The organism is Klebsiella sp. K5-204, from assembly GCF_030128585.1.
Classification (GTDB): Bacteria; Pseudomonadota; Gammaproteobacteria; order Enterobacterales; family Enterobacteriaceae; genus Klebsiella; species Klebsiella quasipneumoniae.
In genome coordinates, this window is record NZ_JAKUZS010000003.1 from 253,799 (window position 1) to 279,163 (window position 25,365).

Annotated in this window: 18 protein-coding genes and 1 pseudogene; 13 read left to right on the plus strand and 6 right to left on the minus strand. The window is 60.7% G+C overall.

All coding sequences use genetic code 11. The features are described from left to right. Positions 1-92: 92 nt before the first annotated feature. The 5 genes and pseudogenes from MKR05_RS09935 to MKR05_RS09955 form a co-directional block, all read right to left on the minus strand. Complete coding sequence (locus MKR05_RS09935; RefSeq protein WP_048335224.1) at positions 93-1,133, minus strand: NADP(H)-dependent aldo-keto reductase; 1,041 nt, start codon at positions 1,131-1,133, stop codon at positions 93-95. 221 nt (positions 1,134-1,354) lie between these two features. Continuing rightward, on the minus strand, positions 1,355-1,573 hold the full coding sequence (locus MKR05_RS09940; protein ID WP_002915974.1) for a YgdI/YgdR family lipoprotein: 219 nt from the start codon (positions 1,571-1,573) through the stop codon (positions 1,355-1,357). A 123-nt stretch (positions 1,574-1,696) separates the two neighbouring features. Beyond that, the gene (locus MKR05_RS09945; protein WP_023290903.1) at positions 1,697-2,410 is read right to left on the minus strand and encodes a TerC family protein; all 714 of its coding nucleotides are present in this window, start codon (positions 2,408-2,410) and stop codon (positions 1,697-1,699) included. Between the two features lie 63 nt (positions 2,411-2,473). Further along, positions 2,474-3,169 (minus strand): DNA mismatch repair endonuclease MutH, encoded by a 696-nt coding sequence (gene mutH / locus MKR05_RS09950; protein WP_048298206.1) that lies wholly within the window; start codon positions 3,167-3,169, stop codon positions 2,474-2,476. Between the two features lie 88 nt (positions 3,170-3,257). Then, positions 3,258-3,398, minus strand: a pseudogene (locus MKR05_RS09955) (hypothetical protein); the annotation flags it as partial. Between the two features lie 453 nt (positions 3,399-3,851). Here MKR05_RS09955 and rppH point away from each other — a divergent pair. From rppH to recD, 12 genes are all read left to right on the plus strand, one after another. Continuing rightward, positions 3,852-4,382: an RNA pyrophosphohydrolase gene (gene rppH, locus MKR05_RS09960; RefSeq protein WP_004205443.1), complete on the plus strand. Its 531-nt coding sequence runs from the start codon at positions 3,852-3,854 to the stop codon at positions 4,380-4,382. A gap of 12 nt (positions 4,383-4,394) precedes the next feature. After that, on the plus strand, positions 4,395-6,641 hold the full coding sequence (gene ptsP / locus MKR05_RS09965) for a phosphoenolpyruvate--protein phosphotransferase (RefSeq protein WP_023290901.1): 2,247 nt from the start codon (positions 4,395-4,397) through the stop codon (positions 6,639-6,641). Between the two features lie 244 nt (positions 6,642-6,885). Beyond that, positions 6,886-7,761, plus strand: coding sequence for a prolipoprotein diacylglyceryl transferase (gene lgt / locus MKR05_RS09970; protein WP_004205445.1), 876 nt, complete (start codon positions 6,886-6,888; stop codon positions 7,759-7,761). Between the two features lie 6 nt (positions 7,762-7,767). Next, the gene (thyA, locus tag MKR05_RS09975) at positions 7,768-8,562 is read left to right on the plus strand and encodes a thymidylate synthase (RefSeq protein WP_023319077.1); all 795 of its coding nucleotides are present in this window, start codon (positions 7,768-7,770) and stop codon (positions 8,560-8,562) included. A 188-nt stretch (positions 8,563-8,750) separates the two neighbouring features. Next, positions 8,751-9,302 carry a prepilin peptidase-dependent protein gene (locus MKR05_RS09980; RefSeq protein WP_238875654.1) on the plus strand — a complete coding sequence of 184 codons (552 nt, stop codon included), beginning with the start codon at positions 8,751-8,753 and terminating at the stop codon, positions 9,300-9,302. Then, positions 9,299-9,856 (plus strand): prepilin peptidase-dependent protein, encoded by a 558-nt coding sequence (locus tag MKR05_RS09985; RefSeq protein WP_060592040.1) that lies wholly within the window; start codon positions 9,299-9,301, stop codon positions 9,854-9,856. Before MKR05_RS09980 ends, MKR05_RS09985 begins: the two co-directional genes overlap by 4 nt. Beyond that, positions 9,853-10,260: a DUF2509 family protein gene (locus MKR05_RS09990; RefSeq protein WP_023290896.1), complete on the plus strand. Its 408-nt coding sequence runs from the start codon at positions 9,853-9,855 to the stop codon at positions 10,258-10,260. The genes MKR05_RS09985 and MKR05_RS09990 overlap by 4 nt, the downstream gene beginning before the upstream one ends. After that, the gene (locus MKR05_RS09995; protein ID WP_023290895.1) at positions 10,245-10,568 is read left to right on the plus strand and encodes a prepilin-type N-terminal cleavage/methylation domain-containing protein; all 324 of its coding nucleotides are present in this window, start codon (positions 10,245-10,247) and stop codon (positions 10,566-10,568) included. Before MKR05_RS09990 ends, MKR05_RS09995 begins: the two co-directional genes overlap by 16 nt. 12 nt (positions 10,569-10,580) lie before the next feature. Continuing rightward, the gene (gene recC / locus MKR05_RS10000; RefSeq protein WP_087824516.1) at positions 10,581-13,958 is read left to right on the plus strand and encodes an exodeoxyribonuclease V subunit gamma; all 3,378 of its coding nucleotides are present in this window, start codon (positions 10,581-10,583) and stop codon (positions 13,956-13,958) included. 120 nt (positions 13,959-14,078) lie between these two features. Continuing rightward, positions 14,079-16,964, plus strand: a complete 2,886-nt coding sequence (gene ptrA, locus MKR05_RS10005; protein WP_032453972.1) for a pitrilysin — start codon at positions 14,079-14,081, stop codon at positions 16,962-16,964. After that, positions 16,961-20,497, plus strand: coding sequence for an exodeoxyribonuclease V subunit beta (recB, locus tag MKR05_RS10010; protein WP_077271446.1), 3,537 nt, complete (start codon positions 16,961-16,963; stop codon positions 20,495-20,497). Before ptrA ends, recB begins: the two co-directional genes overlap by 4 nt. Next, positions 20,494-22,338, plus strand: a complete 1,845-nt coding sequence (gene recD, locus MKR05_RS10015) for an exodeoxyribonuclease V subunit alpha (protein ID WP_124073688.1) — start codon at positions 20,494-20,496, stop codon at positions 22,336-22,338. The genes recB and recD overlap by 4 nt, the downstream gene beginning before the upstream one ends. A 208-nt stretch (positions 22,339-22,546) precedes the next feature. On the opposite strand, the gene argA is transcribed toward recD, so the two are convergent. Further along, a complete protein-coding gene (gene argA, locus MKR05_RS10020; RefSeq protein ID WP_004149616.1) occupies positions 22,547-23,878 on the minus strand; it encodes an amino-acid N-acetyltransferase in 1,332 nt (443 codons plus the stop codon). A 226-nt stretch (positions 23,879-24,104) separates the two neighbouring features. On the opposite strand from argA, the gene amiC reads away from it, so the two are divergent. After that, the gene (amiC, locus tag MKR05_RS10025) at positions 24,105-25,358 is read left to right on the plus strand and encodes an N-acetylmuramoyl-L-alanine amidase AmiC (protein WP_023290890.1); all 1,254 of its coding nucleotides are present in this window, start codon (positions 24,105-24,107) and stop codon (positions 25,356-25,358) included. Positions 25,359-25,365: the final 7 nt, after the last annotated feature.

The following is a 25,365-nucleotide window of genomic DNA, read 5'->3' on the forward strand; positions in this document are numbered from 1 at the left end:
GCGGCTACCCGACCTGGGTAGCGAAGGCCCGGTAAGGCGTAGCCGCCACCGGGCAACAACGCGACGCCAGAAGCCGGCGTCGACAGGTCATGCTACGGAGCCGGGTAGGTATAAACCTGATGCACCGCTTCAATCTCCGCTAATACCTCTTCGCTCAGCTCAAGCTGTAAACTTTCCACGTTGGTCTGCAGCTGCGCCATGGTCGTCGCCCCCAGCAGGGTGCTGGCGACAAACGGCTGCCGACGCACAAAGGCCAGCGCCATTTGCGCCGGATCGAGGCCGTGGCGTTTGGCGATATCCACATACGCCGCCACCGCTTTCTGCGACTGCTCGCTGCTGTAGCGCGTAAAGCGGCTGAACAGCGTATTGCGCGCCCCCGCCGGCTTCGCGCCGTTGAGGTACTTCCCGGTCAGGGTGCCGAAAGCCAGGCAGGAGTAGGCCAGCAGCTCCACGCCTTCGAACTGGCTCACTTCCGCCAGGCCGACTTCAAAGCTGCGGTTCAGCAGGCTGTAGGGGTTCTGAATGGTTACGATCCGCGGCAGGTCGTGCTTATCCGCCAGGTGCAGATAACGCATCACGCCGAAGGCGGTTTCGTTCGACACGCCGATGTAGCGGATCTTGCCGGCGCGCTGGAACTCGGTCAGCGCCTCGAGGGTATCCAGCAGGGTCACCGCGGGGGCGGCGTCGGCCCAGGTGTAGCCCAGCTTGCCAAAGCAGTTGGTGGGGCGCTGCGGCCAGTGTACCTGATACAGGTCGAGATAATCGGTCTGCAGACGCTTCAGGCTGGCGTGCAGCGCCTCGCGGATATTTTTCCGGTCCAGGACGTGGTTTGGTCGAATACTGCTGTCGTTATTACGCGCGGGCCCGCTGACCTTCGAGGCGAGCACCAGCTTTTCGCGATTGCCGCGTTTCGCCAGCCAGTTGCCGACGTAGGTTTCGGTCAGCCCCTGAGTTTCCGGGCGCGGCGGGACAGGGTACATTTCAGCGACATCGATCAGATTGATGCCGTTGGCGACCGCATAGTCGAGCTGCTGATGGGCATCGGCCTCGCTGTTCTGCTCGCCAAAGGTCATGGTTCCCAGCCCGAGGGTGCTGATTTCAAGTGAACTGTGTGGGATACGGTGATACTGCATAGCCAGCTTCCTTTTTATTTATAAGGTCAGGCATTCCCCGACAAAGGAGTATCAACATGGCAGAGGGTGAGAAAAAGAGGAAGTAAAAAAATCAAAAAAGCCGGGTGACGAGGAGGAGCGGTAGGTGAAACCCGCGGTGTCCTGGTGTGTCCCGACTCTTCTCAGAAGACTGGTTGTCGGTAAGCGCAGCGTCAAAAGAGGCTGGGGCCGACGGGGAAAAATTAACGCTTAATGATTTGTGAAACGTCGTCACGATTGATCTGCATTTTATTACCCTGCTGATCTTCGTAGCTGATAAGACCGGTATCGTCATCCACGGTGGGTTTACCGTCGGTCAGGATCATTCGCCCATCTTTGGTCGCCATGACGTAATCGCTGCTGCAACCGGAAACCGAGAACGCCAGTCCTACGGCGGAAATCAATACTGCCCATTTTTTCATCGTCATCACCTCTTGAGTAGCTGCACCCCATACCTGTCTATTAATAGCCTGATTTGTGAGACATAAAAAGCAGTAAAGTCTGAAAAAGGGTTGCAGCCTGTGACCAGGCTGCAATTTTGTGGTTTACAGCGGGTTTTTCTTATTGCGCAGCAGGTTAAGACTCTCCACCGCAATAGAGAAGAACATCGCGAAGTAGATGTATCCCTTCGGCACATGGACGTCGAAACTTTCCAGCATCAGGGTAAAGCCGACGAGGATCAGAAACGACAGCGCCAGCATTTTTACCGACGGATGACGGTCAACAAAATCGCCGATAGGTCGCGCGGCGAACATCATGACCCCCACCGCAATCACAACCGCCGCCATCATAATAAACAGATGATCCGACAGGCCGACGGCGGTGATCACCGAGTCGAGGCTAAAGATGATGTCCAGCAGCATGATCTGCACGATGGCGCCGAGGAAGGAGTGAACGTTAGTTTTCAGCCCCTCCTCTTCGCCTTCGATAGATTCATGGATCTCTTTACTGGCTTTCCAGATAAGGAACAGTCCGCCAAACAGCAAGATCAGATCGCGAAACGAAATCTCCTGACCGAGGACGGTAAAGAGCGGGTTGGTCAGCTTAACGACCCAGGCGATAGAGGCCAGCAGCGCCAGGCGCATGACCATCGCCCCCATTAAACCGATCCGTCGCGCGTGGGCGCGCTGGGCGGTGGGGAGCTTGGCCACAACCAGAGAGAGAAAAATAATATTATCGATCCCGAGCACGATCTCCAGCAGCGTCAAGGTGCCCAGCGCCAGCCAGGCGTTAGGATCGGTTATCCATGCAAATAACATTGTTCAAAGTCCTGCAAAATAGAAAGCAGCAATTATATGCAAGCCCCAACGCAGAACAAAAAATTAATCGTGTTGTAACAAGAAATGGCGGGCGAGCAGGGCGGCGGTAAAATTCTTTTTCAGGTAGAAACCGCGCGGCAGCGTGAGGATCGTCTCCCCGCGGGCGCCGATGGCTTCGGTCAACGCCTTGCTGTTGGCCGCTTTCGGTCTTAGCTGCAGCACCTCGCCGTGGCGGGCAGTAATGCGCTCCACCTCACCGAGGACAATAAGATCCATCAGCTCTTCCCAGTCCATGCGCAGCTGGCGCTCCTCTTCTTCGTCCGGACTCCACAGCAGCGGTGCGCCGACGCGCCGCGCCGCCAGAGGAATGGCGCGCTCTCCCTCCACTGGGATCCACAGGACTCGCTGCAGCTTATGCCGCACATGGCTGCTCTCCCAGGTGACGCCGCTATTGCCAGTTAACGGGGCGACGCAGACAAAAGTGGTCTCCAGCGGACGGCCCCGGCTGTCGATAGGGATCGTTTTGAGCTCCACCCCCAGCGCGGCGAAATCCTGCTCGGGTTTACTGCCCGCGCTGGCCCCCAGCCACAGCTCCAGCAGGATGCCCGTCCAGCCTTTATCACGTTTCAGATCGCGGGGAATGGGGATCCCGGCCAGCGCCGCCAGCTCACCCAGCGTATAGCCGGCCAGCTGGCGGGCCTGGGCCAACAGCTGTTCCTGACTTTGCGGCGGAGAGGAGAGCGGAGCGATAGCGGGCATAGGGCGACACCTTTGGTTAAAAAATGAGCGCTAATTTTGCGCGTTGTGGATAGAGTTTATCGTTTTCTGAGTAACTATACCAATCCCATGATTTATATGATTTTTTAAGGTCATTACGCGGCAGGTGAAAACCATGAAAACAGGTTTTCCAGAACTGGTCACTGACAATAAACAGGATCTTACACCATGTTATCCACAGAAAAGTGGGATAACTGGGGAAAAGCCCCACTACTGGTTCGATTTACAGCCTTGACGTGCGACGAAAATCGAATTTTTAGAGAAAATATGCCCGCGACCTGCGCGTAATCTGTGGATAAAATCGACATTGCTCGATCTTTCATCAGTCGGCGGATCGCATGTGTGATGATCGTCACGTTATGCTGTAATAAGTGAAAGGAATATATTCTAACTTAATGAATATGCTATCATTATTATAAGGTGCTAGCAGTGCGATGTTCAGATTACTCCGGGTTTTCCCGGGTTAATTCCGTACTTCTTCACAACTCTATCCACAGAAAAAGTGAATAAAATCGGACGTCGGGCGCTTTCGCTGTTTATAACTCTGGCAATTACTGTGAGTTATTCAAATGTTATCCGTTCTCAGTGTGCGAACAGAGTGGTTTACCGTTTCCGACGAGTGTGAAACAATCATTCACATTGAAGCTTATCTTGAGGTAGTCCGGTGATTGATGACGATGGCTACCGCCCAAATGTCGGTATTGTAATCTGTAATCGTCAGGGCCAGGTCATGTGGGCCCGACGCTATGGTCAGCACTCGTGGCAGTTCCCGCAAGGGGGCATAAATCCAGGAGAATCCGCAGAGCAGGCGATGTATCGGGAATTGTTTGAAGAGGTCGGGTTAAGCCGTAAAGATGTGCGGATCCTTGCCTCAACCCGTAACTGGCTGCGTTACAAGTTGCCTAAACGTTTGGTGCGTTGGGACACAAAGCCGGTTTGTATCGGCCAGAAACAAAAGTGGTTTCTTTTGCAGTTGATCGGTAACGACGCGGACATCAATATGCAAACCAGCAGCACACCTGAATTTGATGGCTGGCGCTGGGTGAGTTACTGGTACCCGGTGCGTCAGGTGGTGTCGTTCAAACGCGACGTCTACCGCCGGGTGATGAAAGAGTTCGCCAGCGTCACTATGTCGCTGGCGGAGAGCGCACCTAAGCCGCAAAGCGCGCCTGCTTATCGACGTAAAAGAGGTTAAGCCACGCACATTATGCTCACTCGGTTGCGAGAAATAGTCGAGAAGGTCGCGAGTGCGCCGCGTTTAAACGAGGCGCTGGATATTCTGGTGACGGATGTCTGCCAGGCGATGGAGACGGAAGTCTGCTCGGTTTACCTGGCTGACAATGATCGACGCTGCTATTACCTGATGGCTACCCGCGGGTTAAAAAAACCTCGCGGGCGCACCGTTGCGCTGGCGTTCGATGAAGGCCTGGTGGGGCTGGTTGGCCGCCTGGCGGAGCCCATCAACCTCGCCGATGCGCAAAAACACCCCAGCTTCAAGTATATTCCCGCCGTCAAAGAGGACCGCTTCCGCGCCTTCCTTGGCGTGCCGATCATCCAGCGCCGCCAGCTGTTGGGCGTGCTGGTGGTCCAGCAGCGTGAGCTGCGCCAGTTTGATGAAAGCGAAGAGTCTTTCCTCGTCACCCTCGCCACCCAGATGGCGGCGATCCTCTCCCAGTCCCAGCTGAACGCCCTGTTCGGTCAGTATCGTCAGACGCGCATTCGCGCTCTGCCGGCCTCTTCCGGGGTGGCGATCGCCGAGGGCTGGATGGACGTCAGCCTGCCGCTGATGGAGCAGGTGTATGAAGCCTCGACGCTGGACACCGCCTCGGAACGTGAACGCCTGACCGGCGCGCTGGAAGAAGCGGCCAACGAGTTTCGTCGCTACAGCAAACGCTACGCCGCCGGCGCGCAAAAAGAGACGGCGGCGATCTTCGATCTCTACTCGCACCTGCTCTCCGACGCCCGCCTGCGTCGCGAGCTCTTTGCCGAAGTCGACAAAGGCGCCGTCGCCGAGTGGGCGGTCAAAAAGATCATCGAGAAGTTCGCCGAACAGTTTGCCGCGCTGAGCGACGGCTATCTGAAAGAGCGGGCCGGCGACCTGCGCACGCTGGGTCAGCGTCTGCTGTTCCATCTCGACGACAGTATTCAGGGACCTAACACCTGGCCGGCGCGCATTATCCTCGTGGCGGACGAGCTGTCGGCCACCACCCTCGCCGAGGTGCCGCAGGATCGTCTGGCCGGCGTGGTGGTGCGCGATGGCGCTGCCAACTCCCATGCCGCCATTATGGTGCGGGCCCTTGGCATCCCAACGGTGATGGGCGCCGATATTCAGCCCTCGCTGCTGCATGGCCATACGCTGATTGTCGATGGCTATCGCGGTGAGCTGCTGGTGGATCCTGAACCTGTTCTGTTGCAGGAATATCAGCGGCTTATCAGCGAAGAGAACGAGCTCAGCCGCCTGGCGGAGGACGATCTCCAGCGCGCATCGGAGCTGAAAAGCGGCGAACGGGTGAAAGTCATGCTCAACGCCGGCTTAAGCCCGGAGCACGAAGAGAAGCTCGGCAGCTTTGTTGACGGTATTGGTCTGTACCGTACCGAAATTCCTTTTATGCTGCAGAGCGGCTTCCCCTCAGAAGAGGAGCAGGTCGCCCAGTATCAGGGCATGCTGCAGATGTTTAACAGCAAACCGGTGACCCTGCGTACTCTGGACATCGGCGCGGATAAACAGCTGCCGTACATGCCGATCAGTGAAGAAAACCCGTGCCTTGGCTGGCGCGGGATCCGCATCACCCTCGATCAGCCGGAGATCTTTTTGATCCAGGTGCGGGCGATGCTGCGCGCCAACGCCGCCACCGGCAACCTCAGCATTTTGCTGCCGATGGTGACCAGTCTGGAAGAGGTCGATGAGGCCCGTCGGCTGATCGACCGCGCCAGCCGGGAAGTGGAAGAGATGATCGGCTACGCCATCCCGCGTCCGCGTCTGGGGGTGATGCTGGAGGTGCCGTCGATGGTCTTTATGCTGCCGCAGCTGGCCAGCCGGATCGATTTTATCTCGGTAGGCACGAACGACCTGACCCAGTACCTGCTTGCCGTCGACCGTAACAATACCCGGGTCGCCAGCATGTATGACAGCCTGCATCCTGCGGTATTGCGGGCGCTGGCGATGATCGCCCATGACGCGGAGCGCTTTGGCATCGATCTGCGACTGTGCGGCGAGATGGCAGGCGACCCGATGTGCGTGACGATCCTCATCGGTCTCGGTTATCGCCATCTGTCGATGAACGGCCGCTCGGTGGCGAGGGTGAAATATCTGCTGCGCCGCATCGATATCGAAGAGGCGCAGGAGCTGTCGCGTCGCAGCCTCGAAGCCCAGATGACCGCCGAGGTGCGCCATCAGGTGGCGGCCTTTATGGAGCGGCGCGGTCTCGGCGGCCTGATCCGCGGCGGGCGGTAGCGGTAGCCCGGGTGAGGCGTAAGCCGTAACCCGGGAATCCTCTGTTCGCACCCTCCGGCAAAATAGGATACCACCGGGAAAACGGCATTCTATTAGCATCCGTATACATATCTTTTACACGCCGGCGCGGATCGCACCCCAGGCTTATGCTATGATTCGCCTCCTTCGGCGTGCCCGTTTTAATCGGGCATGGATCATCACCGCTGTCCACTTTCGGCGGAATAACAAGTCTTTATGGTGACAGATGAATAGTGGCTACCTGCATTTTCCGGAGTTCGATCCGGTCATTTTTTCTCTAGGCCCGGTCTCCCTCCACTGGTACGGTTTAATGTACCTTGTGGGCTTTGTCTTTGCGATGTGGCTGGCCACCCGTCGGGCGAATCGTCCGGGCAGCGGCTGGACGAAAAATGAAGTGGAAAACCTGCTTTACGCGGGCTTCCTCGGCGTCTTCCTGGGCGGCCGTATCGGCTACGTGCTGTTCTACAACCTGCCGGTCTTTCTTGCCGATCCGTTGTATCTGTTCCGCGTCTGGGACGGCGGCATGTCGTTCCACGGCGGCCTGATCGGCGTGATCCTGGTGATGATTATCTTCGCCAGACGCACCAAACGGACCTTCTTCCAGGTCTCCGATTTTATCGCGCCGCTGATCCCGTTTGGCCTTGGCGCCGGGCGTCTGGGCAACTTTATCAACGGCGAGCTGTGGGGCCGCGTGGACCCGAGCTTCCACTACACGATGATTTTCCCGGGCTCCCGTGCTGAAGACCTGGCGCTGCTGCCGACCCACCCGGAATGGCAATCGCTGTTTGATACCTATGGCGCGCTGCCGCGCCACGCGTCGCAGCTGTACGAGCTGGCGCTGGAAGGCGTGGTGCTGTTCCTGATCCTGAACCTGTTTATCCGTAAACCGCGCCCGACCGGTTCCGTTTCCGGCCTGTTCCTGATTGGCTACGGCCTGTTCCGCATTATCGTGGAATTCTTCCGCCAGCCCGACGCACAGTTCACCGGCGGCTGGGTGCAGTACATCAGCATGGGGCAGATTCTTTCGATCCCGATGGTGCTTGCGGGTATCATCATGATGGTTTGGGCTTACCGCCACCGTCCGCAGCAACTGAATTCTTGAGGAACCATGAAACAGTATCTTGATTTGATGCAGAAAGTGCTCGCCGAGGGCACGCCAAAAAATGACCGCACCGGCACTGGCACGATCTCTATTTTCGGCCATCAGATGCGTTTTAACCTGCAGGAAGGCTTCCCGCTGGTGACTACCAAGCGCTGTCATTTACGCTCCATCATCCATGAACTGCTGTGGTTCCTGCAGGGTGACACCAACATCGCCTATCTGCACGACAACAACGTCACCATCTGGGACGAGTGGGCAGATGAAAATGGCGACCTGGGGCCGGTTTACGGCAAACAGTGGCGTTCCTGGCCTGCGCCGGACGGTCGTCATATCGACCAGATCAGCACGGTGATGGACCAGCTGAAAAACGACCCGGACTCCCGCCGGATCATCGTTTCGGCGTGGAACGTCGGCGAGCTGGATAAGATGGCCCTGGCGCCGTGCCACGCCTTCTTCCAGTTCTATGTCGCCGACGGCAAGCTCTCCTGCCAGCTGTATCAGCGCTCCTGCGACGTCTTCCTCGGCCTGCCGTTCAACATCGCCAGCTACGCGCTGCTGGTGCATATGGTGGCGCAGCAGTGCGATCTGCAGGTCGGCGATTTCGTCTGGACCGGTGGCGATACCCATCTGTACAGCAACCATCTCGAGCAGACCAATCTGCAGCTGAGCCGCGAACCGCGTCCGTTGCCGAAGCTGGTCATCAAACGCAAGCCCGCGTCGATCTTCGACTACCGCTTTGAAGACTTCGAGATTGAAGGTTACGATCCGCACCCGGGAATCAAAGCGCCAGTGGCGATTTAACTCCCTCTGCAGATATGACCAACCGGCGTCCAATGGCGCCGGTTTTTTTATGCCGTTTTCACCACCTGAATGGGGTGGCAGCCCTCGTCGCCATTAGGATAGGAACGCTTCATCCCGCCCCTGGCCACAGGCGGTTGTGGGCGGGAATGTTGGAAAGAGGCTCGCAAAAAAATGTTCTGCTGTTGATCATACAAACCTTTTTTGCGTGTCTGGCCGGGAAAGCTATTTTCCGTCGTCGCGCCAGGGCTAACCGCCGCGGCATACTCTGCGCCATGAACAGAGAACATGGCTATACCCTGATGGAAACCCTGGTGACGCTGACGTTAATGATGATCCTCAGCGTCGGCGGCCTGTACGGCTGGCAGCGCTGGCAGCAGCAGCAACGACTGTGGCAAACCGCCGTCCAGGTGCGGGATTTCCTGGTCTTCCTGCGCGATGACGCCAACGCCTACAACCGGGACCGCGTGCTTCGCGTCGGCCAGGATGAAGAGGGCTGGTGCCTGAGTGCGCAGGCGGAGGCGCCGGCGTGCGCCTCCGCGTCGACCTTAACGCTGCGCCCGCGCTGGCCGGGGATCTCGCTGGCAGGCGTCACGCCTGGCCTGGGATTCTACGGACTGCGCAGCACCGCCTGGGCGGGGAATCTGCGGCTGCAGAGCGAGGCCGGCAGCTGGAGCATTGTGATTTCACACTGGGGGCGGATTCGTTTATGCCGCAGCGACAGCGCGGGAGGGTGCCAGTGAGCCGCCGCGGGTTTTCCCTTGCGGAGGCGCTTATCGCCATGGCGATAGGCTCGCTGCTGCTGATTGGCGCCTGCCGCTTTCTACCCGCCCTGCAGCGCCATATTCTGCGCCAGGGCGAACAGCTGGCCCTGGAGAACGAACTGTGGCAGCGGGTGCATGCCGTGGGTAAACATCTGCAGCGCGCCGGATACTGCCGGGGAGCGTGCGGCGGAGCCGGACTGGAGCTTGCCGCCGACGGCGAGTGCCTGATTGTGCGCTGGGACGCGAACAGCAATGGGACATGGGAAACCTCCCCTGCGGCAGCGGCGGAGAGCACCGGCTTTCGCCTGCGCGACGGCGCGCTGGAGACTTTGCGCGGAGCCAGCGACTGCCGCGGCAGCGGATGGGAGAAAATCACCAATCCGGCCGCTATCGTGGTGACGCGCTTTGCGGCGCAGCGTCTGCTGACCGAGGGCTTCGCGCCGGAGCTGATCGTGACGCTGGCGGCGCGCTCTGCCCGGCAGGCGGGTCTGGAGGCCGAGGTGGAGCAGCGGGTGACGGGGTATAACCTGTGATCCGCCAGCGTGGAATGTCGTCGCTGCTGATGGTGCTCCTGTTGCTGACTCTCGGTAGCCTGCTGCTTGAGGGGCTTAACCTGCAGCAGCGGGCGCTGCTGGCGCAAACCGCCAGCGAAACGCAGGCGATCCGCGATACGGCTGTGGCCCATTCGGCGCTACAGTGGGGAAAACAGCAGGCCTGGTCGACACAGGCGCCGCTGGCCTGCCGCGAGCAGGCGCAGCAGGGCTGGCGCGCCTGTCTGCGCATCTTCGACGACGGTTCGCTGCTGCTCAGCAGCGCCAGCGGCGAGGTGCAGGTCTGGCAGTCCGGCGAGGTGCGCGGCGGGCAGGTGCGTTTCTCCGCCCATGGCTGGAGCGATTTTTGCCCGCTCAGGGAGGTGAGCTTATGTCAAATGCCATGAAGCGCCAGCGGGGTTTTAGCCTGCCGGAGACCGTGCTGGCGATGGCGCTGATGGTGCTGACGGTCGCCGCGCTGGGCGGCTATCAGCGCGGAATGGCGCAAGGGGTCCACCAGCTGAACCAGACGCGTCAGCTATGGCGCGACGCCTGGCGCTATAGCCAGCTCTCCGCGCCGCCTCCGCCGGCAGGCGAGCAGGTAAGCCGTATGCAGACATCGACGCAAAGATGTGTCAGCATCACGGTAACGATCAGTATGCCCGTTGCAAAGCGGGCGCAGATGACCCGGCTGCATTGCCCGGTCAGCCAGTAGTCAGGAGCAATTATGTTAAGGGTATACCACTCAAACCGGCTGGATGTTCTCGAGGCGTTGATGGAGTTTATCGTCGAGCGCCAGCGGCTGGATGACCCTTTTCAGGCTGAAATGGTGCTGGTGCAGAGTACCGGTATGGCGCAGTGGCTGCAGATGACCCTGGCCTCGCGCTTCGGAATTGCCGCCAACATCGAGTTTCCGCTGCCGGCGAGCTTTATCTGGGATATGTTCGTGCGCGTCCTGAAAGATATCCCTGGCGAAAGCGCCTTCAGCAAGCAGAGCATGAGCTGGAAGCTGATGACTCTCCTGCCGCAGCACCTGGAAGAAGACGATTTTATCCTGCTGCGCCAGTATCTGAGCGATGACGGCGACAAACGCAAGCTGTTTCAGCTGGCCGCCCGGGTAGCGGACCTCTATGACCAGTATCTGGTCTATCGCCCGGAATGGCTGATGCGCTGGGAGGCCGACCAGCGGGTTGACGGCCTCGGCGACGCCCAGCAGTGGCAGGCGCCGCTGTGGAAAGCGCTGGTGCGCTATACCGCCGAGCTCGGTCAGCCGCAGTGGCACCGCGCCAATCTCTATCAGCGCTTTATCAGCGCCCTGGAAAAGGTGGATGAACCGCCCGCCGGGCTGCCGTCGCGCGTCTTTATTTGTGGAATTTCCGCGCTGCCGCCGGTCTACCTGCAGGCGCTGCAGGCGCTGGGTAAGCATGTCGATGTCTATGTGCTGTTCACCAACCCCTGCCGCTACTACTGGGGAGATATTAAAGATCCGGCGTTTCTGGCGAAGCTACTGTCGCGTCAGCGACGCCATCACCGCGAGGCGCGCGCGCTGCCCCTGTTCCGCGACGCCGGGCAGGCGCCAGGGCTGTTTAATGACGCCGGGGAGCAGGATGTCGGCAACCCGCTGCTCGCCTCCTGGGGCAAGCTGGGGCGCGACTATATCTACCTGCTGGCGGGGCTGGAGCGCTATGAGGAGCTGGACGCCTTTGTCGATATCGTTCCTGATAACCTGTTGCATAACCTGCAGTCGGATATCCTCGAACTGCGCAACGCGGCGGTGGCCGGGCAGAGCGCAGAGGCGTTCGCTCACAGTCGCGACAAACGTCCGCTGGCGCAGGACGACCGCAGCCTGAGCATTCACGTCTGCCACAGTCCGCAGCGTGAGGTGGAGGTTCTGCACGATCGGCTGCTGGCGATGCTGGAGGCGGATCCGACGCTCACGCCGCGGGATATCATCGTCATGGTGGCGGATATCGATAGCTACAGCCCCTATATACAGGCGGTGTTTGGTGCCGCCAGCGGCGACCGCTGGCTGCCGTGGGCGATCTCCGACCGCCGCGCCCGGGAGTCGCACCCGGTGCTGCAGGCGTTTATCACGCTGCTCTCGCTGCCCGACAGCCGCTTCGCCAGCGAAGATGTGCTGGCGCTGCTGGACGTGCCGGTGCTGGCGGCGCGCTTTAACATCAACGAAGAGGGGCTGCGCTACCTGCGCCAGTGGGTCAACGAGTCCGGGGTCCGCTGGGGAATGGATGACGACAACGTCCGTGAGCTTGACCTGCCGGCGACCGGCCAACACACCTGGCGGTTCGGCCTTACCCGCATGCTGCTGGGCTACGCGATGGACAGCCGGGAGGGCGAATGGCAGTCGGTGCTGCCCTATGACGAATCCAGTGGTTTGATCGCCGAACTGGTGGGTAACCTCGCATCGCTGCTGATGCAGCTTAACCTGTGGCGACGCGGTCTCGCCCAGCAGCGGCCGCTGGCGGAGTGGCTGCCGGTCTGTCGCGATCTGCTGAATGACTTTTTCCTGCCGGACAGCGAGACCGAAGCGGCGCTGGCGCTGATTGAGCAGCAGTGGCTGGCGGTGATTGATAGCGGTCTGGAGGCGCAGTATGGCGACCAGGTGCCGTTGACGCTGCTGCGCGATGAGCTGGCCCAGCGCCTCGATCAACAACGGATCAGCCAGCGCTTTCTCGCCGGCCCGGTCAACATCTGCACCCTGATGCCGATGCGCTCTATTCCTTTCAAAGTGGTTTGCCTGCTGGGGATGAACGATGGGGTTTATCCGCGAACGCTGCCGCCGCTGGGCTTTGATTTAATGAGCCAGAAGCCGCAGCGCGGCGACCGCAGCCGGCGCGATGATGACCGCTACCTGTTCCTTGAGGCGCTGATGTCCGCCGAACAGACGCTGTATATCAGCTACATCGGCCGTTCTATCCAGGACAACAGCGAGCGCTTTCCCTCGGTGCTGGTGCAGGAGCTGGTGGATTACATCGGCCAGAGCCACTGTCTCGCCGGCGACGAGGAGCTTGATTGCGACACCAGCGAGGCGCGGGTTAAAGCCCACATCACTCACCTGCATACCCGCATGCCGTTCGACATCGCCAATTTCCAGGAGGACGAGAACAAGAGCTACGCCCGGGAATGGCTGGCTGCCGCCGGCCAGCAGGGTGAGGCGCATAGCGACTTCATTCAACCGCTTACCCCGCCGCCGATAGACAGCCTGCCGTTCGAGCAGCTCCTGCGCTTCTGGCAGCACCCGGTTCGCGCGTTCTTTCAGCAGCGTCTGCGGGTCAATTTCCGTGCGGAAGAGGATGATATTCCCGATGACGAGCCCTTCACCCTGGAAGGGCTGAGCCGTTATCAACTGAACCAGCAACTGCTCAATACCCTTATCGAGGAACAGGACGCCTCGGCCATGTTCCGCCGCTTCCGCGCCGCCGGCGAGCTGCCGTATGGCGCCTTTGGCGAGCTGGTGTGGGAGACGCAGCGTCTGGAGATGCAGGCCCTGGCCGAGCGGGTGAAAGCCGAGCGCCAGCAGGCGCAGAGCATGGAGATCGATCTCCAGTGCGGCGGCGTAAATCTGACCGGCTGGCTGCAGCAGGTGCAGCCGGACGGGCTGCTGCGCTGGCGGCCTTCGCTGCTGAGCGTCTCCCAGGGGATGCAACTTTGGCTGGAACACCTTGTCTACTGTGCCAGCGGCGGCACCGGCGAGAGCCGGCTGTTTGTGCGTAAAGAGGGAGAGTGGCGTTTTCCGCCGCTGGCGCCCGCCGAGGCGCAGGCGTACCTTAATGAGCTGGTGGATGGCTATTTGCTGGGGATGTCGCAGCCGCTGCTGCTGCTGCCGGAAAGCGGTGGCGCCTGGCTGAAAGCCTGTTATGACGCCGAAAAGGATGTCATCGTAATGGACGAAGAGACGCAGCAGAAAGCGCGGAGCAAATTCCTGCAGACCTACGAAGGTAACATGGTGGTCAGCGGGGAGGGCGCCGATATCTGGTATCAACGCCTGTGGCGTTCGCTGGAGCCGGCGCATTACGAAGAAATCATTGCCCAGACGCAGCGTTATCTGTTACCGCTATATCGTTACCATCAGTCCACACAAATTTAAATAGTATAAAAATTGCGCAGTGAATGGCGGTTCATTTATTATGCGCAACGTATCACGGACTGATGGACATAAAAGGCTGCACGCCGTGCAGCGCAAGTTTGTTAATGATGAGGTTCGTGAATGCCCCGCAGTTTATGGTTCAAGGTTTTTGTAGTGCTGGCCGCCCTCTGGGCGCCGTTGAGTCAAGCCGACACCGGATGGCAGCCTGTTCAGGAGACGATCCGCAAAAGCGAAAAAGATACGCGTCAGTATCAGGCGATCCGTCTTGATAACGACATGGTCGTGCTGCTGGTTTCCGATCCGCAGGCGGTGAAATCGCTGTCGGCGCTGGTGGTGCCGGTGGGATCCCTGCAGGATCCGGCCGATCATCAGGGGCTGGCGCATTTTCTGGAACATATGACGCTGATGGGGTCGCAAAAATATCCCCAGCCTGACAGCCTTGCAGAGTTTCTTAAGCTGCATGGCGGCAGCCATAACGCCAGCACCGCGCCCTACCGCACCGCGTTCTATCTCGAAGTGGAGAATGATGCGCTGGACGGGGCCGTAGACCGGCTGGCCGACGCCATCGCTGCGCCGCTGCTGGATAAAAAATATGCCGACCGCGAACGTAACGCGGTCAACGCCGAGCTGACGATGGCCCGGACGCGAGACGGGATGCGCATGGCCCAGGTCAGCGCAGAAACCATTAACCCGGCTCACCCGGCGGCCCACTTCTCTGGCGGCAACCTCGAGACGCTCAGCGATAAGCCTGGCAACCCGGTTCTTGATGCGCTGCACACCTTCCGCGATAGCTGGTACTCCGCCAACCTGATGAAAGCGGTGATCTACAGCAACAAGCCGTTGCCGGAGCTGGCGCGCATGGCCGCTGACACCTTTGGCCGCGTGCCGAATCGTCACATCAGCAGGCCGGAAATAAGCGTCCCGGTGGTAACCGATGCGCAAAAAGGCATTATTATTCACTATGTGCCGGCGATGCCGCGTAAAGTGCTGCGCGTCGAGTTTCGCATCGACAACAACAGCGATCGTTTCCGCAGCAAAACGGATGAACTGGTCACTTACCTGATCGGCAACCGCAGCCCGGGGACGCTCTCCGACTGGCTGCAAAAGCAGGGACTGGCGGAAGGTATCCGCGCGGATTCTGATCCGGTGGTGAACGGCAACAGCGGCGTGCTGGCGATCTCTGCCACCCTCACCGATAAAGGCCTGGCGCACCGCGACGAAGTGACGGCGGCCATATTCAGCTACCTCAACCTCCTGCGTACTCAGGGTGTCGACAAACGTTACTTTGACGAGTTGGCGCATGTGCTGGCGCTGGATTTCCGCTATCCGTCGATCAACCGCGACATGGATTACGTGGAATGGCTGGCAGATACCATGATCCGGGTGCCGGTCGAGCATGCGCTGGACGTGGTCAACATTGCCGATCGCTACGACCCGCAGGCGATCAAAGACCGGCTGGCGATGATGACTCCGCAGAACGCGCGCATCTGGTATATCAGCCCGCAGGAACCGCATAACAAGACCGCTTATTTTGTCGATGCGCCGTATCAGGTGGATAAGATCGGCGAGCAGACGTTCGCTGACTGGCAGCAAAAAGCGCAGGCGATCAAGCTGCAGCTGCCGGCGCTCAACCCCTATATTCCGGATGATTTCACCCTCATCAAAAGCGATAAAGCCTGGCCGCACCCTCAGCTGATCCTCGATGAGCCGACCCTGCGGGTGGTTTATGCCCCGAGCCAGTATTTCGCCAGCGAGCCGAAGGCGGATATCTCTCTTGTGCTGCGTAATCCCCAGGCGATGGACAGCGCTCGCCGGCAGGTGATGTTTGCCCTCAACGATTATCTCGCCGGCATCGCCCTCGATCAGCTCAGTAACCAGGCGGCGGTCGGCGGCATTTCGTTCTCCACCGGCGCCAATAACGGGTTAATGGTCAATGCCAACGGCTACACCCAGCACCTGCCGGCGCTGTTCAGCGACCTGCTGCAGGGATACTTCAGCTATACGCCGACCGAGGAGCAGCTGGAGCAGGCCAAATCCTGGTATGCGCAAATGATGGACTCCGCTGAGAAGGGCAAAGCCTACGATCAGGCGATAATGCCGATCCAGATGGTCTCCCAGGTACCGTATTTCCAGCGCGAAGTACGCCGGGCGCTGTTGCCTTCCATCACCTTGCAGGAAGTGCTCGACTACCGCGCCAACCTGAAAACCAAGGGGCGCCCTGAACTGATGGTGATCGGCAATATGTCCGCCGATGCCGCCACGACGCTGGCTCGCCAGATCCAGCAGCAGCTGGGCGCTGACGGCAACGAATGGTGCCGCAATAAAGACGTGGTGGTGAACCGGCAGCAGCTGGCGATCTTCAACAAAGCGGGCAACAGCACCGACTCCGCGCTGGCCGCGGTGTTTGCGCCGCCCAACGTGGATGAGTTCAGCAGCACCGCCGCCAGCACCCTGCTGGGACAGATTATTCAGCCGTGGTTCTACAACCAGCTGCGCACCGAAGAGCAGCTCGGCTACGCGGTCTTTGCCTTCCCGATGAACGTGGGGCGCCAGTGGGGCATGGGCTTCCTGCTGCAGAGTAGCGATAAGCAGCCGGCTTTCCTCTGGCAGCGGTTCCAGGCCTTCTTCCCCACCGCGGAGGCGAAGCTGCGGGCGATGAAGCCGGAAGAGTTTGCCCAGCTCCAGCAGGCGGTGATAAGCCAGATGCTGCAGGCGCCGCAGACGCTGGGCGAAGAGGCATCGAAACTGAGCAAAGATTTCGATCGCGGTAATATGCGTTTTGATTCACGTGATAAAGTAGTGGCTCAGATTAAACTGCTGACGCCGCAAAAACTTGCCGATTTCTTCCATCAGACGGTGGTGGATCCGCAGGGCATGACGATATTGTCCCAGATTTCCGGTAGCCAGAATGGCAAAGCGGACTACGCCCAGCCGGCAGGCGGCAAAGTGTGGGAAAACGTCAGCGCATTGCAGCAATCCTTACCCCTGATGCGAGAGAATGAATGACCGACACCGCTGAGTCTTTGGATCCCCTGCGCTTGCCCTTGAGGGGCGAGCGCCTGATAGAAGCCTCTGCGGGCACCGGAAAAACCTTTACCATCGCCGCGCTGTATCTGCGGCTGCTGCTGGGGCTGGGCGGCGAGGCCGCCTATCCCCGCGCCATCAGCGTTGAAGAGCTGCTGGTGGTGACCTTTACCGAGGCGGCGACCGAAGAGCTGCGCGGACGTATCCGCAGCAACATCCATGAACTGCGCATCGCCTGTATGCGCGGTGAATCCGACAACCCGCTCTACAGCGCGCTGCTGGCGGAGATCGCCGATAAAGACGATGCCGCGAAGACCCTGCTGTTGGCCGAACGGCAGATGGACGAGGCGGCGGTGTTCACCATCCACGGTTTTTGCCAGCGGATGCTGAGCCTTAACGCCTTCGAGTCGGGCATGCTGTTCGAGCAGCAGCTGATCGAGGATGAATCCCGCCTGCGCTATCAGGCCTGCGCCGACTTCTGGCGCCGTCACTGTTATCCACTGACCCGCGATATCGCGGCGGTGATCCATGACGTCTGGAAAGGGCCGCGCGACCTGCTGAAGTCCCTTGACCGCTGGCTGCAGGGCGAAGCGCCGCAGCTCAAGTCGCCGCCAGCCGCCGACGAGACGCTGGCCGAACGCCATCAGCAAATCATCGGCCGCATTGACTCGCTCAAGCAGCAGTGGCGCGAGCAGGTGGGGGAGATCGAAGGCGTGCTTGAAGATTCCGGCCTTGACCGGCGGAAGTTCAATCGCGGCAACCAGGGCAAATGGCTTGAGAAAGTGACCGCCTGGGCGCAGGAAGAGACGTTGAGCTATCAGTTGCCCGACGCGCTGGAGAAATTTGCCCAGTCGTTTCTGCTTGAGCGTACCAAAGCCGGTGGCGAACCGCCCGTGCATCCTCTGTTTAGCGCCGTCGAATCGCTGCTGGCCTCGTCGCTGACGCTCACCGATCTGGTGCTGGCGAGAGCGATGGTCGAGATCCGTGATGCGGTCGCGCGCGAAAAGCGCCGCCGCGGCGAGCTGGGGTTTGACGACATGCTCAGCCGGCTTGACGAGGCGCTGCGCGGCGACAGCGGCGAGGCGCTGGCCAGCGCCATTCGCCAGCGTTTTCCGGTGGCGATGATCGATGAGTTTCAGGATACCGACCCCCAGCAGTACCGGATTTTCCGCCGTATCTGGCGCCAGCGTCCGGAGACGGCGCTGTTGCTGATCGGCGATCCGAAGCAGGCCATCTACGCTTTTCGCGGCGCCGATATCTTTACCTATATGAAAGCGCGCGGCGACGTTGCCGCGCACTACACGCTTGACACCAACTGGCGCTCCTCCCCTGGCATGGTGGGCAGCGTTAACCGGCTGTTCAGCCTCAGCGATAACCCCTTCATGTTTCGCGAGATACCGTTCCTGCCGGTGAAGTCGGCGGCGAAGAACCAGGGGCTGCGCTTTACCGTTGACGCAGCGGATGTCCCGGCGATGAACGTCTGGCTGATGCCCGGCGACACCGTTGGCGCCGGCGATTATCAGACGTTTATGGCCCAGCTCTGCGCCACGCAGATCCGCGACTGGCTGAGCGCCGGTCAGCAGGGGCGCGCACGGCTGTGGCGTGGGGAAACCTCGCGCCCGGTGCAGGCTTCGGATATTACCGTGCTGGTGCGCAACCGGCTGGAGGCGGCGCAGGTGCGTGAAGCGCTCCAGACGCTGGGCATCCCCTCGGTCTACCTCTCCAACCGCGACAGCGTTTTTGAGACGCTGGAGGCCCAGGAGCTGCTCTGGCTGTTGCAGGCGGTGTTGTCCCCGGAGCGGGAAAATACCCTGCGCAGCGCGTTGGCGACCTCAATGTTTGGCCTGACCGCGCTGGATATTGAAAACCTCAACCAGGATGAGCAGGCGTGGGACGCGCTGGTGGAGGAGTTCAGCGAATACCGCCAGATCTGGCGTCAGCGCGGGGTGATGCCGATGCTGCGGGCGCTGATGACGGCCCGGCACATCGCCGAGAACCTGCTGGCGACCCGGGGCGGCGAGCGGCGCTTAACCGACATACTGCACATCAGCGAATTGCTGCAGGAGGCGGCCAGCCAGCTGGAAAGCGAGCATGCCCTGGTGCGCTGGCTGACGCAGCATATCGCCGAGCCGGACAGCAACGCCGCCAGCCAGCAGATGCGTCTCGAAAGCGATAAGCACCTCGTGCAAATCGTCACTATTCACAAGTCAAAAGGACTGGAATATCCCCTGGTCTGGCTGCCGTTTATCGCCCGGTTTCGCAAACAGGACCAGGCGTTCTATCACGATCGCGAGACGTTCGCGGCGGTGCTGGATCTGGGCCAGGATGAGGCCAGCCTCGAGCTGGCGGAGGCGGAACGGCTGGCGGAAGATCTGCGCCTGCTGTACGTCGCCCTGACCCGCGCGGTCTGGCACTGCAGCCTTGGCGTGGCGCCCCTCAGCAGTCGAAAGTCCGGCAACAGCGATTTTCATCTGAGCGCCCTTGGGCGGCTGCTGCAGGCGGGCGAAGCCATGGATGCCGCCGGGCTGGCCGCGCGTTTAGCGGACCTCTGCCATGGCGATATTGCATTACAGAGACCTGGCGAGCTGGATCTGACCCCGTGGCAGGCGCCGGCGGCGAGCATTCCCCCGCTGTCGGCGCGCGAGCTGCAGCGCCGCATCGCCGACGACTGGCGGGTGACCAGCTATTCCGGGCTGCAGCAGCATGGTTTCAGCGGCGGACAGGATCTGCTGCCGCGTCTGGATGTCGATGCCGCCGGCGTCGGCGAAGTCGTGGAAGATCCGCAGCTGACCCCGCACCAGTTTCCGCGCGGCGCCGCGCCGGGAACCTTCCTGCACAGTCTGTTTGAGGAGCTGGACTTTACCCAGCCGGTGCCGGACGGGTGGATGGCGGAGAAACTGCAGCTGAGCGGGTTTGACGCGCAGTGGGCGCCGGTGCTGACCGACTGGCTGGGGGGCGTGCTGAAGACCCGTCTGCCGGGGCCGGATATCGCGCTCAATCAGCTGGCGGCGCGGGATAAACAGGTGGAGATGGCATTTTACCTGCCCATCGCCCAGCTGCTGACGGCGGAGCGCCTTGACGCGCTTATCCGCCAGTACGATCCCCTTTCCGCCGACACGCCGCCGCTGGATTTCCGTCAGGTGCGCGGCATGCTGAAGGGCTTTATCGATCTGGTCTTCCGCCATGAAGGCCGCTATTACCTGCTGGATTACAAATCGAACTGGCTGGGGGAAGATCGCGAGGCCTATACCCGGCCCGCGATGGAGCAGGCGATGCGGGCTCACCGCTACGATCTGCAGTATCAGCTGTACAGCCTGGCGCTCCACCGCTATCTGCGCCACCGGCTGGCCGATTACGACTATGACCGCCACTTCGGCGGCGTGATTTATCTCTTCCTGCGCGGCATGGACGGGCAGGAGGGGGGGCAGGGGATCTTCACCACCCGGCCGGTGCGACCGCTGATTGACGGTCTGGATCAGCTGTTTGCCGGAGAAACTCAGGAGGAGGCCTCATGACTTTCGAACAACTACTGCTGGCGGCGGTGGAGCAGCGTCTGCTGCGGCCGCTGGACGTCCAGTTTGCTCTGATGGTGGCGCAAAACGACCCGCCGGCGGTCAAGCTGGCGGCGGCCTTGCTGAGCCGGGACGCCGGCGAGGGGCACGTATGCCTGCCGCTCTCGCGGCTGAGCGGCGACGAGGCGCTCGGCGGGAAAGCGGGGGAAATCCGCGATCTGCTGCTGGCCGAAGCCGGCGCGCCGGAAGACTGGCCCGCGCTGCTGCTCGCTTCGTCGGCGGTGAGCTGCGGCGATGCCCCGGCGCCGATGATCTTATGCGGCGACCGGCTCTATCTGAACCGGATGTGGCGCAACGAGCTGACCGTCGCCCGCTTCTTTAACGAAGCCAACCGGGTGCTGGAGATGGATGAGGCGCGGCTGGCGTCAACGCTAAATGCGCTGTTTCCCGCCACTGGCGAAACCGACTGGCAAAAAGTGGCCGCAGCGGTGGCGCTGACCCGCCGCATCTCGGTGATCTCCGGCGGTCCCGGGACCGGGAAGACCACCACCGTGGCCAAACTTCTGGCGGCGCTAATCCAGATTGAAGACAGTCCGCGCTGTCGTATTCGCCTGGCGGCGCCGACGGGGAAAGCGGCGGCGCGTCTGACCGAATCGCTGGGCGCGGCGTTGAGAAAACTGCCGCTGACCGACGCGCAGAAAGCGTTGATTCCCACCGAGGCCAGCACGCTGCACCGTCTGCTGGGCGCCCAGCCCGGCAGCCAGCGCATGCGCTATCACGCCGGCAACCCGCTGCATCTGGACGTGCTGGTGGTGGATGAAGCCTCGATGATCGACCTGCCGATGATGTCGCGGCTCATCGACGCGCTGCCGGCTCACGGGCGGGTGATTTTTCTCGGCGATCGCGACCAGCTGGCCTCCGTGGAAGCGGGGGCGGTGCTGGGGGATATCTGCGCCTGGGCGAGCTCGGGCTATACCGCCGCGCGGGCGCAGGAGCTGACCCGGCTGACCGGTTCACCGGTACCGGCGGGCGAGGGGGCTATCGCTGGCGCGCTGAGAGATAGCTTGTGCCTGCTGCAAAAGAGCTATCGCTTCGGCAGTCACTCCGGCATTGGGAGCCTGGCGCGGGCGGTGAACGCTGGCGCGCGCGCGGAGGTGAAGGCCACGCTGCGCCAGCCGTTTGACGATATCGCGCTTCATCCCCTCAGCACGACCGAAGAGTACGAAGCCATGCTCGGCGCGGCACAGCAGGGCTATGAGCGCTACCTGCAGCTGCGCCGCGAGCGGGCGGAACCGCAGGCGATGCTGGCCGCCTTCAGCGAATTTCAGCTGCTGTGCGCGCTGCGGGAAGGGCCGTACGGCGTGAGCGGCGTCAATGAGCGGCTGGAGCAGCGGCTCAACCGTCAGCGGGCGATCGCCCTGCCGCGCCACTCCCGCTGGTATGACGGCCGGCCGATTATGATCGCGCGCAACGACAGCGCGCTGGGACTGTTTAATGGCGATATCGGGATAGCGCTGGAGCGCAACGGCGAGCTGAGGGTGTGGTTCCTGATGCCCGACGGCGCCATCAAGTCGGTGCAGCCGAGCCGCCTGCCGGAGCATGATACCGCCTGGGCGATGACCGTGCATAAATCGCAGGGATCGGAGTTCGACCATGCGGCGCTGATCCTGCCGGCGCGCAGCGTCCCGCTGGTGACGCGCGAACTGGTCTACACCGCGATCACCCGCGCGAAACAGCGGTTGTCGCTCTATGCCGACGAGCAGGTGCTCTCCCAGGCCATTGTGACGCGAACCGAGCGGCGAAGCGGCCTGACGGAGATCTTCGCCGGGCACAAAGCCCCCTGAGATGCCGCGTTTGGGCGATGGGTAGCGTGACGACGCTCCTCGACGGCTGGGCGCATATCGGTGAGCCAGCGAGGTAAAGGGTCTACGCGAAAAGCAGAATTCTACCCGCGAGCCGCAGACAGCGTGCCGGCCAGGCGTAGCAGGGGACAGGCCCGGGGAGCGATAAACGCCGTTTTATCCCGGGCCGTTAGCAACAGCGAAGAAGGGCTTAAGCGAGGTCGGCCATCAGCACCTTCGACCGGCGCTGATAGTTATACATCTGCTTTTTACTCTCCGGCAGCAGGTCGATATCCACCGGCGTGAAGCCGCGCTCCTGGAACCAGTGGATGCTGCGGGTGGTTAACACAAACAGCTTGCTCAGCCCCATCTGTCTGGCCTGGGCGGCAATGCGCTCCAGCAGCACCTCTCCCCGCGACGAGCTCCGGTAATCCGGATGCACCGCCACGCAGGCCATTTCGCCGATCTTCTCTTCCGGGAAAGGATAGAGGGCGGCGCAGGCGATAGTGGTGTTATCGCGCTGAATAATAGTGAATTTGTCGATCTCCATCTCCAGCTGCTCGCGGGAGCGGCGCACCAGGATGCCCTGCTGTTCCAGCGGGCTTATCAGCTCGAGAATACCGCCGATATCGTTGATGGTCGCCCGACGGATTTGCTCTGCGCTCTCCATGACGATCTGGGTGCCGATGCCGTCGCGTGAGAATAGCTCCTGCAGCAGCGCGCCATTTTCCTGATAGCTGATCAGATGGCAGCGCCGCACGCCGCTGCGGCAGGCCTTCACGGCCCCGCGCAGGAAGCGCACGGTACCGGAGTTATAATCTTCGTCCGCTTCCAGCTCTTCGACGCGGGCCTGCGCTTCATTGGGGAACAGTTCGGAGACAATTTCCCCGGCCTGGTTGTAAACCCCTTGCGAAGAACAGAAGCCGATCATTTTCTCTGCTTTCAGCTTGATGGCCAACTGGGTGGCGATCTCTTCCGAAGTCAGGTTAAAGCTTTCGCCGGTAACCGACACCGCGACCGGCCCCATCAGCACAATGGCGCCGCTGTCGAGCTGGCGATGAATCGCCTCTTCGTCAATGCGGCGAATGCGGCCGCTGTGGCAATAATCAACGCCGTCATCAACGCCCAGCGGCTGGGCAATGATAAAGTTGCCGCTGACGACGTTGATATGGGCTCCCTGCAGCGGGGTGTTGTTGAGGCTCATCGACAGGCGGGCGGTGATCTCCAGCTGCAGCATACCCGCCGCCTGCTTAACCAGCTCCAGCGTTTTGGCGTCAGTCACTCGCGTCTGCTTATGATAGACCGGCTCGTGATGGTGCTCGGCGAGGTTAGCGTCAATCTGCGGGCGGGCGCCATAGACCACCACCAGGCGAATGCCCAGGCTATGCAATAACCCTATGTCATTGACAATATTTGAGAAATTTTCATGCTCAATGGCTTCGCCGCCCAGCATGATGACAAACGTTTTTCCCCGATGGGCATTAATATAGGGAACAGAATGGCGGAATCCTTCTACCAGTTCAGTGCGACGTTCCTTCACCATGACAAACCCTCAATGCATGATTATTCGTAATTATTGTATTTTTATTCTGTTTTGCCGTTAAACGCAAGCCCCAATTTGAGGCTAAGCCCTGAAAAACATGTGACCCGGCGCAGGGTGTCAATGAATGTTTACCCTTTTATAGATGACAGGTTATATGCCTTTCGTTAAAGTTTCTGGTCAATCTGTTTGTTTTGGGTATAAATGCGTTTTATTGCTTGGGAGTGGCATGTCGGGAAACAACTCTGGATTAAGCCGTCGCCGTCTGCTGCAGGGCGCGGGCGCCATGTGGTTAATGAGCGTGAGCCCCGTTGGGCTGGCCGCCGCCGCGCGGGTGGTTGCCGTTCGCGTCTGGCCTGCATCGACCTACACGCGCGTCACGGTGGAATCGAATCATGTGCTGAAATACCGGCAGTTTGCCCTCAGTAATCCGGAACGGGTGGTGGTGGATCTGGAAGGGGTTAATCTGAACTCGGTGCTGAAAGGCATGGGGGGGCAGATCCGCGATGACGATCCCTTTATTAAGTCCGCCCGCGTGGGCCAGTTTGATCCGCAAACCGTGCGCATGGTCTTCGAGCTCAAGCAGAACGTTAAGCCGCAGCTGTTTGCCCTTGCGCCGGTGGCCGGCTTTAAAGAGCGTCTGGTGATGGATCTTTACCCCGCCAACGCCACCGATGTGCAGGATCCGCTGCTGGCGCTGCTCGAGGATTACAACAAAGGCGATCTGCAGCGTCAGGTACCGCCGGCGCAAAGCGGGCCGCAGCCGGGCAAAGCCGGGCGCGATCGGCCGATTGTCATTATGCTCGATCCCGGCCACGGCGGCGAAGATTCGGGCGCTGTGGGCAAGTATCGCACCCGCGAGAAAGACGTGGTGCTGCAGATTGCCCGTCGCCTGCGGGCGCTGATCGACAAAGAAGGCAATATGAAGGCCTATATGACCCGCAACGAAGACGTGTTTATCCCGTTGAAGGTGCGTGTCGCCAAGGCGCAGAAGCAGCGCGCCGACCTGTTCGTATCGATTCACGCCGACGCCTTTACCAGCCGCCAGCCCAGCGGCTCCTCGGTGTTTGCGCTCTCCACCAAGGGAGCCACCAGTACCGCGGCAAAATATCTCGCCCAGACGCAGAACGCCTCGGATCTGATCGGTGGGGTCAGCAAGAGCGGCGATCGCTATGTCGACCACACCATGTTCGATATGGTGCAGTCCCTCACCATCGCCGACAGCCTCAAATTTGGTAAGGCGGTGCTGGAGAAAATGGGTAACATCAATAATCTGCACAAAAATCGGGTAGAGCAGGCGGGCTTTGCGGTGCTCAAGGCGCCCGATATCCCCTCCATTCTGGTGGAGACGGCGTTTATCAGTAACGTGGAAGAGGAGCGGAAGCTGAAAACGGCCAAATTCCAGCAGGAGGTGGCCGAGTCGATCCTTGCCGGGATTAAAGCGTACTTCGCCGACGGCGCGACGCTGGCCCGGCGTGGATAACCACACA

What these genes read in the sequence shown, in the direction of transcription:
- MKR05_RS09945 (WP_023290903.1), bottom strand. Translation starts at nt 2,410, where the DNA reads ATGTTATTTGCATGGATAACCGATCCTAACGCCTGGCTGGCGCTGGGC.
- MKR05_RS09995 (WP_023290895.1), top strand. Translation starts at nt 10,245, where the DNA reads ATGTCAAATGCCATGAAGCGCCAGCGGGGTTTTAGCCTGCCGGAGACC.
- ptrA (WP_032453972.1), top strand. Translation starts at nt 14,079, where the DNA reads ATGCCCCGCAGTTTATGGTTCAAGGTTTTTGTAGTGCTGGCCGCCCTC.
- amiC (WP_023290890.1), top strand. Translation starts at nt 24,105, where the DNA reads ATGTCGGGAAACAACTCTGGATTAAGCCGTCGCCGTCTGCTGCAGGGC.
- MKR05_RS09935 (WP_048335224.1), bottom strand. Translation starts at nt 1,133, where the DNA reads ATGCAGTATCACCGTATCCCACACAGTTCACTTGAAATCAGCACCCTC.
- ptsP (WP_023290901.1), top strand. Translation starts at nt 4,395, where the DNA reads ATGCTCACTCGGTTGCGAGAAATAGTCGAGAAGGTCGCGAGTGCGCCG.
- recD (WP_124073688.1), top strand. Translation starts at nt 20,494, where the DNA reads ATGACTTTCGAACAACTACTGCTGGCGGCGGTGGAGCAGCGTCTGCTG.
- mutH (WP_048298206.1), bottom strand. Translation starts at nt 3,169, where the DNA reads ATGCCCGCTATCGCTCCGCTCTCCTCTCCGCCGCAAAGTCAGGAACAG.
- recB (WP_077271446.1), top strand. Translation starts at nt 16,961, where the DNA reads ATGACCGACACCGCTGAGTCTTTGGATCCCCTGCGCTTGCCCTTGAGG.
- MKR05_RS09940 (WP_002915974.1), bottom strand. Translation starts at nt 1,573, where the DNA reads ATGAAAAAATGGGCAGTATTGATTTCCGCCGTAGGACTGGCGTTCTCG.
- argA (WP_004149616.1), bottom strand. Translation starts at nt 23,878, where the DNA reads ATGGTGAAGGAACGTCGCACTGAACTGGTAGAAGGATTCCGCCATTCT.
- recC (WP_087824516.1), top strand. Translation starts at nt 10,581, where the DNA reads ATGTTAAGGGTATACCACTCAAACCGGCTGGATGTTCTCGAGGCGTTG.
- lgt (WP_004205445.1), top strand. Translation starts at nt 6,886, where the DNA reads ATGAATAGTGGCTACCTGCATTTTCCGGAGTTCGATCCGGTCATTTTT.
- thyA (WP_023319077.1), top strand. Translation starts at nt 7,768, where the DNA reads ATGAAACAGTATCTTGATTTGATGCAGAAAGTGCTCGCCGAGGGCACG.